The sequence below is a fragment of the Desulfobacterium sp. N47 genome, from assembly GCF_051233685.1.
Lineage (GTDB): Bacteria > Desulfobacterota > Desulfobacteria > Desulfobacterales > RPRI01 > RPRI01.
In genome coordinates this window covers 1-11,891 of the sequence record NZ_JBAMMY010000175.1, presented here as the reverse complement: position 1 = coordinate 11,891, position 11,891 = coordinate 1, and the positions used below count along the sequence as shown (strand labels likewise).

13 protein-coding genes are annotated in these 11,891 nt (G+C 39.6%); 4 read left to right on the top strand and 9 right to left on the bottom strand.

The features are described from left to right. Nucleotides 1-50: 50 nt before the first annotated feature. Nucleotides 51-1,571: a proline--tRNA ligase gene (gene proS / locus VXK47_RS11320; RefSeq protein ID WP_435548893.1), complete on the top strand. Its 1,521-nt coding sequence runs from the start codon at nucleotides 51-53 to the stop codon at nucleotides 1,569-1,571. A 123-nt stretch (nucleotides 1,572-1,694) separates the two neighbouring features. Next, nucleotides 1,695-3,836 (top strand): RelA/SpoT family protein, encoded by a 2,142-nt coding sequence (locus tag VXK47_RS11315; protein ID WP_435548892.1) that lies wholly within the window; start codon nucleotides 1,695-1,697, stop codon nucleotides 3,834-3,836. 16 nt (nucleotides 3,837-3,852) lie between these two features. Here the strand turns inward: VXK47_RS11315 and rpmB are convergent, their stop codons facing one another. The 4 genes from rpmB to trxA all read right to left on the bottom strand — a co-directional run bounded on the left by rpmB (nucleotide 3,853) and on the right by trxA (nucleotide 6,087). Then, nucleotides 3,853-4,044 (bottom strand): large ribosomal subunit protein bL28, encoded by a 192-nt coding sequence (rpmB, locus tag VXK47_RS11310; RefSeq protein ID WP_435548891.1) that lies wholly within the window; start codon nucleotides 4,042-4,044, stop codon nucleotides 3,853-3,855. Between the two features lie 118 nt (nucleotides 4,045-4,162). After that, entirely contained in the window at nucleotides 4,163-4,819 is a 657-nt protein-coding gene (bamD, locus tag VXK47_RS11305; protein WP_435548890.1) for an outer membrane protein assembly factor BamD, read from the bottom strand. Next, nucleotides 4,819-5,745 (bottom strand): NAD(P)/FAD-dependent oxidoreductase, encoded by a 927-nt coding sequence (gene trxB / locus VXK47_RS11300; protein WP_435548889.1) that lies wholly within the window; start codon nucleotides 5,743-5,745, stop codon nucleotides 4,819-4,821. Before trxB ends, bamD begins: the two co-directional genes overlap by 1 nt. A gap of 15 nt (nucleotides 5,746-5,760) precedes the next feature. Next, complete coding sequence (gene trxA, locus VXK47_RS11295) at nucleotides 5,761-6,087, bottom strand: thioredoxin (RefSeq protein ID WP_435548888.1); 327 nt, start codon at nucleotides 6,085-6,087, stop codon at nucleotides 5,761-5,763. Between the two features lie 150 nt (nucleotides 6,088-6,237). Between trxA and purN the strand changes: the two genes are divergently transcribed. Then, nucleotides 6,238-7,035 (top strand): phosphoribosylglycinamide formyltransferase, encoded by a 798-nt coding sequence (gene purN / locus VXK47_RS11290; protein WP_435548887.1) that lies wholly within the window; start codon nucleotides 6,238-6,240, stop codon nucleotides 7,033-7,035. A gap of 116 nt (nucleotides 7,036-7,151) precedes the next feature. Continuing rightward, nucleotides 7,152-7,553, top strand: a complete 402-nt coding sequence (locus VXK47_RS11285) for a pyridoxamine 5'-phosphate oxidase family protein (RefSeq protein ID WP_435548886.1) — start codon at nucleotides 7,152-7,154, stop codon at nucleotides 7,551-7,553. Nucleotides 7,554-7,870: 317 nt separating this feature from the next. On the opposite strand, the gene VXK47_RS11280 is transcribed toward VXK47_RS11285, so the two are convergent. From VXK47_RS11280 to VXK47_RS11260, 5 genes are all read right to left on the bottom strand, one after another. Further along, entirely contained in the window at nucleotides 7,871-8,176 is a 306-nt protein-coding gene (locus VXK47_RS11280; RefSeq protein WP_435548885.1) for a cupin domain-containing protein, read from the bottom strand. Between the two features lie 54 nt (nucleotides 8,177-8,230). Then, nucleotides 8,231-9,250 carry a sulfite reductase subunit C gene (gene asrC / locus VXK47_RS11275; protein ID WP_435548884.1) on the bottom strand — a complete coding sequence of 340 codons (1,020 nt, stop codon included), beginning with the start codon at nucleotides 9,248-9,250 and terminating at the stop codon, nucleotides 8,231-8,233. Nucleotides 9,251-9,263: 13 nt separating this feature from the next. Next, entirely contained in the window at nucleotides 9,264-10,061 is a 798-nt protein-coding gene (gene asrB / locus VXK47_RS11270; protein WP_435548883.1) for an anaerobic sulfite reductase subunit AsrB, read from the bottom strand. After that, on the bottom strand, nucleotides 10,058-11,074 hold the full coding sequence (asrA, locus tag VXK47_RS11265) for an anaerobic sulfite reductase subunit AsrA (RefSeq protein ID WP_435548882.1): 1,017 nt from the start codon (nucleotides 11,072-11,074) through the stop codon (nucleotides 10,058-10,060). The genes asrB and asrA overlap by 4 nt, the downstream gene beginning before the upstream one ends. Before the next feature lie 402 nt (nucleotides 11,075-11,476). Then, nucleotides 11,477-11,692, bottom strand: coding sequence for a hypothetical protein (locus VXK47_RS11260; RefSeq protein ID WP_435548881.1), 216 nt, complete (start codon nucleotides 11,690-11,692; stop codon nucleotides 11,477-11,479). Nucleotides 11,693-11,891: the final 199 nt, after the last annotated feature.

Here is an 11,891-nt window from a genome sequence, read left to right as displayed (position 1 = left end):
ACTGAATATGGAATATCAGACATCAAATATCAAAAAATTGAAAGGGCGACATGGAAAAAGAGGAAAAAACCGCAATAACACCTACAAGGCAGGAAGATTATTCAGAATGGTATCAGCAGGCGGTTAAAGTATCCGATATGGCGGAAAGGTCTCCCGTCAGAGGATGTATGGTCATAAAACCCTGGGGTTATTCACTTTGGGAAAATATAGTACGTGAACTTGATGATATGTTTAAGGATACGGGTGTAAAAAACGCCTATTTTCCTCTTTTTATTCCTCTTGGTTTTCTTGAGAAAGAAGCCGCTCACGTTGAGGGTTTTGCAAAAGAATGTGCTGTCGTAACTCATCACAGGCTTGAAAAGAATAGTGAGGGGAGGCTTGTTCCTGCCGGGCCTTTAACCGAGCCTTTGGTTGTGCGTCCGACTTCGGAGACTATTATAGGCGATGCCTTTTCAAACTGGGTAAGCAGTTACAGAGATCTCCCGCTAATTATCAACCAGTGGGCCAATGTTGTAAGGTGGGAGATGAGAACCCGTATTTTTTTGAGAACAAGCGAGTTTTTATGGCAGGAAGGCCATACTGCCCACGCTAGTGAAAAAGAAGCCATGGAAAGAACAAAATTGATGCTTGATATATATGCAAAGCTTGCTGAAGAATATCTTGCAATTCCTGTAATAAAGGGCAGAAAGACGGAAGCAGAGAAATTTCCCGGAGCTGTTGAAACCTTTAGTATAGAAGCAATGATGCATGACAGAAAAGGGCTTCAGGCCGGAACTTCTCATTTTCTCGGACAGAATTTTGCAAAAGCATCTGAAATAAAATTTCAGTCTTTTGAAGAAAAGGAAGAATATGCATGGACAACATCATGGGGAGTTTCAACTCGTCTTATAGGCGGGATAATAATGACTCACGGGGATGATAACGGAGTAATTCTTCCTCCGAGAGTGGCCTCATCACATGTTGTTCTTATTCCGATTTACAGATCCCCTGATGATAAACCGAAAGTAATGGAATATGTTGAAAAACTTGGTCTTGAATTGAAAGACCTTTTTTATCATCACCGCAAAATACGTGTGGAAATTGATGACAGGGATATCGGAGGCGCAAGAGGCTGGGACTGGATTAAAAAAGGAATACCCTTAAGAGTTGAAATAGGCCCGAGAGATATTGCCAAAGATTCGGTTTTTATCGGAAGAAGAGATAAATCGCACAGGGAAAAAATCTCAATGAAGCGGGATCAGTTTTTAAAAGAAATTATAAATATTCTAGATGATATCCAAAATAACCTTTATGAAAATGCTCTTTCTTTTAAGAAACAAAACACTGTCGCGGTAGACGGAGGCATTGAGTTTTATGAATATTTTACTCCTCTTAACAGGTATAAACCGGAAATTCACGGTGGTTTTGCTTTTTCTCACTGGTGCGGCGCAACAGAATGTGAGGCTAAAATCAAAGAAGATTTGAGTGTGACAATAAGATGTATCCCTCTTGATCAGGAATCTGAAAAAGGCAAATGCGTTTGTTGCGGCAGGCCCGGTAACGGACGTGTTTTATTTGCAAAAGCATATTAAGGGGAAAATAGCTCATGAGTTGGTAAGTTCATAAGCTCATAAGAGCTGCAAGGAAAGAATAGTTCATAAGTTTGTAAGTTCGTGAGAAAGGGAATGTATGATCTCAGGATCGGCATATAACAGATGATCAGAATTACGGATATAATTGACAAAGTTACCGAGCATAATCCGGATGCTGATATCGATATAATCGACCGTGCCTATGTTTATTCAGCAAGAGTTCATGATGGTCAGGTGCGTTTGTCAGGTGAGCCTTATCTTTCTCATCCTCTTGAGGTGGCAGGAATTCTTGCCGAGATGAAGCTTGATGTTATCAGTATTGCTGCGGGATTGTTGCACGATGTTATCGAAGATACTCATGCAACCAGTGAAGAGATAAAAGAGATTTTCGGAGAAAATGTCTTACACATTGTTTCGGGTGTAACAAAACTCAGTAAAATTCCGTTCAGCGATTCACATGTCCGCGAAGCTGAAAGTATAAGAAAAATGCTTCTTGCTATGGCAGACGATATAAGGGTAGTTCTGATAAAACTTGCCGACCGTCTCCACAATATGAGAACTCTTCAGTATCAAACCGAAGAAAAAAGAAAAAAAATAGCTCAGGAAACCCTGGATATATACACTCCGATTGCTGCCCGTCTTGGTATATACTGGATAAAGCAGGAGCTTGAAAATATTGCATTTATGAATATTTTCCCGGATGAATATTCGAACATAGAAAAACTGGTCAGTAAAGACAAGGAAGACCGTGAAAAATATGTTGAAACCGTCAAGGAATACATCCGGAAAACAATGGATGAAAATAATATAAAGTGTGAGGTCCTGGGCAGATACAAGAATTACTACAGTATATACCAGAAGATGGTTAACCAGAATCTCACATTTGATCAGATTTATGATATTATTGCATTCAGAATAATTTTGGATTCTGTGCCACAATGCTATGAAGCTCTGGGACTTGTGCATGCATTATGGAAACCAATAGCGCATAAGTTTAAAGACTATATAGGCTTTCCAAAACCGAATATGTACCAGTCGTTGCATACAACCGTAATAGGTCCGATAGGCGAACGTATTGAAATACAGATCAGAACCTGGGAAATGGATGGTATTGCCAGGTCCGGTATTGCAGCGCATTGGAGTTACAAAGAGGGAAAGCGTATTGATGAGAACATAAGTAAAAAATTTTCATGGATACAAAACCTTGTAGATAACCATAAGGAAACCAAGGACCCGGTTGAATTTTTAGAAAATGTCCGTATAGATCTATATCCGGATGAAGTTTATGTATTTACCCCTAAAGGAGCCATCAAATCTCTTCCCAAAGGTGCAACCCCTGTTGATTTCGCCTATCTTATACATACCGAAGTCGGGAATCAGTGTTCAGGAGCAAAAGTAAACGGGCGAATGGTTCCGTTAAGTTATGAACTTCAAACAGGTAATATTGTCGATATAATAACATCCAAAGGCCATAACCCAAGCAAAGACTGGCTTAAATTTGTAAAGACGGTAAAAGCAAGGGGAAGAATTAGGCAATGGATTAAAACCCAGGAAAAAGACCGCAGCGTAACCCTTGGGCGTGAAATATGTGAAAAGGCTTTCAGAAAGGAGCGTTTGAACTTTACCGCTCTTATGAAAACGGAAGAGATGGCCAAAGTCGTTGATCAGCTTGGCTTTAAAACTCTTGATGATTTGATTGCAAGTGTTGGCTACGGAAAAACCACCCCGCTTCAGATCGTGAGAAAATTTGTATCCAAGCCGGAGGCAGAAAATGACGGATCAATATTAGATAAATTAATAGGCCGGGTTAAAAAGAAAAAACAAACATCCGGTGTTGTTGTCAAGGGATTTGATGATATTCTGATCAAATTCGGAAAATGCTGTCAGCCGGTACCGGGTGATCCAATAACCGGGTATATTACTCAGGGTTATGGAGTTACCGTACACAGGACTATTTGCCCTAATGCTCTGGAAATGAATCCTGAAAGGCAGATAGATGTTGAGTGGAATGTGGGTTCATCCGATTTGTATCCGGTTAAAATTCATATTGTTGCTCATGACAGAGTGGGCCTTCTTGCAGATATTGCTTCACTCATAAGCAAAAGCTCATCAAATATATTAAGCGCAAATACAATTACAAAAGAAAATAAGACGGTTGACAGCTTCTTCACGCTTACTATTAAAGATACAGATCATTTGAAAAAAATATTATTGGATTTGAAGAAAATAAAACTCGTTATAGATGCAAAACGGATTAACGAATAGAAAAAGCCTCCTTATATTATGGGGCTTTGACTACAAGGCCTGATTTGATACAGCTTGTGCAAACTACTATTTTTTTAACCATTCCGTTACGAATTGCTCTCACATTCTGAAGATTGGGATTAAATCTTCGGCATGTTACATTATGAGCATGGCTGACATTTTTACCAACCATAGGTTTTTTCCCGCATATTTCACACATTCTGGACATTATTCATTTCTCCTTTGGACAATAAATATTATTTTTTCTAATTGTTATTAAATATCCTTATTTTAAAAGAGGATATGCGCTGATACACCAAAACCGGATGTGTGTAAAGCGTTTTTTTCTATTTTTTTATGGCAGTTTCACATCTGGCTATATATATGATAGCCTGATGGTGAACTCCTGTGTCGGGATATTTGGTAAGAACATTCCTGAAACGATAGAGTGCAGCCTTATAGTATTTTGATTTATAATAAAAAAGGCCTATTCCCAATTCCGATTCCGCAAGAGTTTTATAACAGATGTTAATGCATTCCCGGGTTTTTGTTTCATAAATATTTTTTGGAAACTGTTTGTTTAAACGCATAAAAATTTCAATGGCTTTACGTGCTGTTGCCTGTTGTCTGTCAAAAGTGTCGACCTGTTCAAAATAACATAATCCTGTCTGGAAAATTACATATGGCACCGCTTCGTTGGCAGGATGCAGTTTCTCAAATTCATTATATGCTGCAACCGCTTCATTGTATTGTTTTAACATATAATGGGAGTCTGCTATTTTAAGGTCAGCAAGTACCAGATAATTACTGAAAGGATACCAGTCTTTTATTTTCTGGAAAGACTCTATCGCCCGCTTGTACTCTTTATCCTGAAAAGATACCATTCCTTCATCTGCATACTCCTTGGCGGATTTTTCTTTCTTGGTATCAAGAGTTGCGCATCCGTAACAAGCAAAAGCCATAATACAAAACAGTAAAATTACATGCTGGATTTTATGATTCACTATTTAATACTTTCAATATATTGTTCCGCAGAAAATGCGGCTATTGCAGCATCCCCCACAGCAGTTGAAACCTGGCGCAAAGGAGTTTTCCGCCCGTCGCCTGCGGCGAACACACCCGGAACCGAGGTTTCCATTTTAAAATTTGTTATTATGAATCCATGCTTATCAAGTTCTACGGCATTTTTAATAAAATCTGTATTGGGAAGAATCCCGACCCAAACAAAACATCCGTCAACAGTAAGCTCTTTGGTCTCTTTAGTTTTCAGATTCTGCACAACAATTTTTTCAAGACCATTTGAGCCATGCAAGCCGGTTACAACGGAATCCCATATAAATTCTATTTTGTCATTGGAAAATGCCCGTTCCTGCAAAATTTTTGTTGCTCTCAAGCTGTCTCTTCTGTGAATAAGATATACTTTTGCGGCAAATTTTGTAAGAAAGATACTTTCCTGCACAGCAGTGTCTCCGCCTCCCACTGCCGCTACCGTTTTATTTCTGTAAAACGGCCCGTCGCAGGTGGCGCAGGAAGAAATCCCCCTTCCATAGAAAAGATCTTCTCCCGGTACATCAAGCTTTCTGGGATGAGCTCCGCAAGCTATTATCACAGCATGAGATCTAATCTCTCCATTGTCTGTACTTATTTTTTTAACCTGTTGGGAAAGATCAAGTGAAATTACTTCATTGCTTTCTATTTTAAGACCAAGCCGTTTAGCCTGCTGCACCATCTTATCGACAAGATCCGTTCCGCTTATTCCATCCGGAAAGCCGGGGTAATTTTCTATCCAGTCGGTAATTATTATCTGGCCGCCAGGTACAAGCTTTTCAAAAAGAACAACGTTTAGTTTTGCCCGGACGGCATAAATTCCGGCTGTAAGTCCGGCTGGACCTCCTCCTATTATTACAAGGTCGTAGTCAACTTTTTCCATAATTGTATTTATCTGTTATAGAATGCTGTTTATGGTTTTTTCCAGCTTGGACTTGGCTGTCATGCCGGTGATCTGATCAACAACTTTTCCCTGTTTGAAAATTATAAGGGTAGGGATTGCTTTGATCCCGAATTTTGCCGGAGAAAGTGGATTGTTGTCAATATTGCATTTTGCGAATTTGATTTTGTCACCAAATTCTGTGGCAAGTTCTTCAACTATGGGACCGATTGCTTTACAGGGACCGCACCAGGGAGCCCAAAAATCAACCAGAACCGGTTTTTCCGATTTCATGACTTCCGCCTCAAAACTTTCATCGCTGATTTCAAGAATACCTTCCGACATAATATTTTTCCTTTCATTTAAAAATAAGTAAAAATTAATTTTTTAAACTATACTTCTATGCTTTGGTCTTGTCAACAGTGTCATTTTGAAATAGTGTTTTAATCTGTTTGTATAATCTATTGTTGTAATATTTGCAATGGGGACTTTTACATGGGAAACATAATCCGTATAGGTGCTTTAATATCAGGAGGCGGAACCAATCTCCAGGCTGTTATTGATTCCTGTGAGCTTGGAAAAACAGATGGGAAAATAGTGTTTGCGGGATCTGATAATGCCGGAGCAAAGGGTCTTGAAAGGGCTGCAAAGCACAATATTCCCACATTCGTGGTAGATTACGCTTCCATTATCGGAAATTTTAAAAAAGATCCGGATAAGATGAAACTGCCTGAAGATTTTGACGAAAAGGCTGTTTCTTCCAAGCTGTCCATCTTTTCTGAAGATGAGAATCTGCAAAAGATAAAAACTTTTGTTCGTACAAGGGTAGTTGCAGAAGCCATGCTTCTTGAAAAAATGGAGCCTTATCCTTTTGATCTTCTGATTCTTGCAGGTTTTATGAGAAATCTAACACCATATTTTATTGACAGGATAAATACGGACTCTGAAAATCCGCGTATCATGAACATACATCCTGCCTTACTACCTGCTTTTCCGGGTGTTGACGGGTATGGTGATACATTCCGATACGGAGCGAAAGTAGGCGGGTGTACAGTTCATTTTATAGATTATGGCGAAGATTCCGGTCCTATTATAGGACAGAGGGCGTTTGAAATAAATAAAGATGATACTATCGAATCAATTAAAAAAAAGGGGCTTGCTCTTGAGTGGGAACTCTACCCTGAATGTATTCGGTTGTTTGCACAAAAACGTCTTAAGATTATCAGTGTGATTAATAACAGACAAAACGGAGAAAAATATTCCCGAAAGGTTGTAAAAATTCTTGATCCGTGAGCCCTTCTTTTTCCTCACGGAATCCAGCAATTGCTTGACTTTTTTGCTTTCGGGTCGTAGTTTGAACCAGGTGAAAGATGACTATTGTTTAACAGAATAATCAAGGAGATGATACTATGGCTAAAATGCCCAAAGAAGTTATGGATGTTTTTAATGACATGAAAAGTACTAAAATTCTGGCTACAGCCGGAACCGTTTCAGAAATTAATGCAGTGCCAAAGGGTAGTCTGAGAGCAATAGATGATGAAACAATAGCCTTTGCCGACATATTCGGCGGCAAAACCAATAAAAATCTTGAAATAAACAATAAAGTGGCAGCTCTTGCTCTTGGTGCTGAGCAAGGTGTCGGATATCAGGTAAAAGGGACATTTGAGGGATTTCAGACAAGTGGGGAACTTTTTGATAAATTTTCTGAAAATGCAAAACAAAGAAAGATGAATGTAAAAGCGGTAGGTACTATAAAAGTAGATGAAGTTTACACTGTAGGGGCACCACAGCCAGGAAAAAAGATAGCCTGATAAGAGAAAAATAAGAATGATATATTTGTAAAAGCCGCTATACGATCAAGCCAAACCCGGTAAGCCTGCCCCGACATGCAGTAAGTTGGTGGCAGGCACACTGAATTATCTAAAAACTTCACCTGCTCTCAAGGCAGGGGAAGTACCTTGTAAAATTAATTAATCATGCAGGAGCCAATTGCAAAACTCCCGGGACTGTCATTCCTGCGACGTTTTTCGGGCTGGAATCCGGTTTGTAACTGCCTGAAAACATAGATACCCGATAAGAGCATCCGGGAATGACAAAATGTTTTGCAATTACCTCTTAAATCATAAAATTATTGAGATTTGATCATGGTCAGAATCATTTTGAATCTGCTGATCGCCTTTAAGGCATGAGGTTTGTTTGCCGGCATTATAATCATTTCTCCTTCAGACAATTGATGCGGCTCACCTGAAATTTTAATTTCAGCGTCTCCCTCAATTATCTGAACCACGGCATCAAAAGGAGCACTGTGTTCACTTAATCCCTGATCTTTGTCAAAAGCAAAAATCGTTATGGTGCCGGATTTTTTTTCAAGAAGCGTTTTACTTACAACAGCATTTGCCTGATAATTTATCATTTCATTAATTTTTGATTCCATTTTTTACAGTCCTTTCTCCTCCGGGTTTTAATGCCATTTATAATTTTATAATTTTTACTGTAAGTTATCTGACATAAACATATCGCTGCTATATCTGAAGCCGCCCCAGTGGATATGTTTGGCCACTCGTGCTTCAGGGTTCAGCTTGATATCTTCAAGCACCTTGCCGCGAAAAACCTGATACCCTGTTCTGTCAACAATATATCCGATGTGTTCTTTGGCAAGAGTTTTATCAATATGTTCATCAATAAACCTGTAAGTGTTTTTTATCACTTTTATGACGACATCTTCATCAGCCCACTGGATAAATTGTTCTGCAATGCGTGGGTTCTTCTTTCCTGTGCGGCCCATAATAAGGATATCATAAAACTTGACCGGGTTACGAGTCCAGGCAGCGGTGGGACATTTTAATATACACTCACCGCAGCCGATACATCGCCTTGTGTCACGTTTCACCTTTTCTTTATGAAGACTAAGCGCTCCTGTGACCTGGCTTTTGCAGTTTTTGACACATGCTTCACATCCTATGCAGCGCTTATAATCATATTGAGGTTCCGCCATTCCCACAATCCCGAAATCATTCATGCGCGATTTAATGCAGTCATTTGGGCATCCGGTGAGAGCTACTTTTACATGGTAGTCGTTCGGATAGATTTCCTTTTCGATTCTTTGTGCCAGAGCGGTAGTATTATAGTTGGCAAAAGGGCATACGCGGTTGCCGATACATGCTGCAATATTACGGGTTCCGGCAGACGGATAACCTTTGGAAAGATCTTTTATTGTAACGCCGATATCAATCTCAAGATCCTGCAACAAAGGCATAAGCAGACTATTGACCCTGGAAATACTGCTGTAATCGATACCGGAAATTTCAAAGCCCTGTCTTGTTGTAAGATGTACAATACCGTCTCCGTAGTCTTGTGATATTTTTTTAAGCAGGTCGAAATGTTTTGCTTTCAGACACCCGCCGGGAACACGAATCCGCAACGCGGTTTTGCCTCTTGTCCTGGTAATCCTGTAGGCGTTTTTTACAATCGTTTTTGTGTTTACATCAGAATTTACATCTGGCGCCATTATATTTCTCCTCTTAATCGACCATTTTGAAAGCGTCGTTATAGCGAAAAACCGGACCATCAAGGCAGATGTAGTATTCTCCTATTTTACAATGTCCGCATTTGCCGAGTCCGCATGACATCCGCCGCTCCATGGAAACAATAATTCTTTCTTTGCTTACTCCTCTTTTGATAAATTCAGCGGCAGTAAATTTTATCATGACAGGCGGGCCGATTATGATTACATCCATTTTGTCATATTCCGAAAGCTTGATATCCTTAACATAACCTGTTATAAGTCCTACACATTCTCCATCCCATATGCCGCAGGCGTCATCAACCGTAAGAATCGTTTTAAACCTTTCCTTCCAACGTTTGATATCTTTTCCAAACATTATGGTATCAGGAGTTTTAAAACCAAACAGCAGGTCAAGTTTATCGATCTCATCAGGATTGTGATAATAGTACTCAACTATTGGACGAATAGGGGCTATCCCTGATCCGCCGGCGGCAATAACAAGATGCTGTCCTTTGAATTCTTCCAGGTTAAAACCGTTTCCGTAAGGACCGCGTAAATACAATGTCGATTCCTTATTCAGAAAATGTACTGCCTGGCTGACATTGCCGACATTGCGGATTGTCATATCGATCCAGCCCTGCCCGATTCCGCTTATGGAAATAGGCATTTCTCCGATTCTTGGAATAGATACCATGTAGAACTGTCCCATTACAGGAGCAGTATCCATTTCAATCCGAAAGGTTGATTCAAGACCGGTTTCCCGGTTTATTCCGATTATTTTGTGTGGCTTGGGTGTCAGCGGATTTTTATTCATGATACCGCCTCCGTTATCAATTTGTTGAGTTTGTTTATACAGCCCGAATATGAAATGTATTCCGGGCAATTGTCATCACACCGGCCGCATCCTACACACATATGTTCTCCGAAACGTTTATTATAATCATAAATTTTATGTAAAACCTTAAAGCGCATACGGGAGCCGTTATCTTTTCTGAATGATATCCCTCCAGCCATATCGGTAAAGCCGTCTATATGACACGATGCCCAGGTGCGTCTTCTTTCTCCGGCAAGACTGTTATCATCGTAGAAAATATCACTTGTCGTGTGGCAAGTACATGTTACGCAAGTTGTGTTGCAGCGTCCGCAGGCTATGCAGCGGCTTTTATATTCGTTCCACATATCGTGATTATAAATACCGGCTGGAATTTCATTCGTTTCCGGTACATTTACTTTGATTTTATTTTCCATGACAAACTCAGGCCTGAATTCGACCTGGGGCATATCAGGAGTAATATAGCTTAGAAACTCGTCGTTTTTTATTTCAAGCAAAACATTATCACCGGCTAAACGCACGGCCATATCATAGCCGGAAGTGGTATTGGATTTCATGGATACGCAAAAGCAGTTATCAAAACTTTCTGCACACTCAATCATAACGAATCTGACGCGCTTTCGCAAATCGGTATAATAGGAATCGGGTTCCGGGCCGTTTTTTATATAAATTGTATCCAGACGGCGTATGCCGTTGATGTCGCAGGGGCGAAGAAATACAAGAAACTGCTTTGCTTCAGGACGCGGCTCACGAAATTCTTCTTCCGTAAAATAAAACAGCGTTTGCGTGACAGGAAAAACCGCTTCTTTTGGAGAAAAAGTCGATTTTTCCTTCCAGACGATATCATCAGGCTTTTTAACTTCATCATAGCGAATAAGATCAGTATCTGAAAAACGACCGCGCTTTACAAAGCGTTTGGGGGCAAGAATCGTATAATCTTCAGCCAGCCTGGAAAACAGATTATTAAAGGCTGTGTTTGTAAATTTCCATCCCATGTTTTATTGCTCCTTTCTTTTCTCAAACCTGTTGATACGTTAACAACCGGCATGGAAAAAGTATTTGACTTAAGTCAAGAACATCCTAAATATTTTCTGGTAGAAATTCCAATAAGCGTCTCTTGCAAGCCGCATATTACGAAAGGTTCTTTTAAAAACTTTATGCTTTATTCTTGAATCATTGTCACCACCTTCAAGTTCTCAGATTTATTATACTTTGACAAGAGAAAATACCGGTTGAAAGACTAAACAAAAAGGCAGGACCATTTCTGACCCTGCCTTTTTATAATCAAACTGTTTTAGAATTTATTGAAATAAACAGAATATAAATTAAGTTAATTCGGATAGTTTATCACTTAGCCATCGGCTTGGACCGATGGCTAAATTTTATATATACAATATTTATGATTGGTGATGTGGCATGGAAAATGTGTCAAGTTCCGAATAGCTATTTGAGCATGAAATAATTCCGGCTATATTTTGCTGCAATTGTTTCAATGTCTTGCAATCATCGAAGCAATCAGGAAGATTATTTTTAGATTCGCAGTCCCTGCAAGGACTTTTCTTAAGATGTCCGGTATAGCAATCAAGTGTTTTCAAGCATGAAAAATTCATCATCTCCTCCATTTTATGAGATTAATTTCACAGTAAATATTTCAGGTCCTCTTGTCAGATCTATAATTAATAGCAGGTAAACTCCCGGCTCTGCCGGGAGACTCCCGGAGTTTGACAATTCCGGGATTATGAATTTGACAGGCGTTCATCATACATGATGCTTTTGTAATACCCGAATGCTTTTATCGGGAATCCAGCTTTT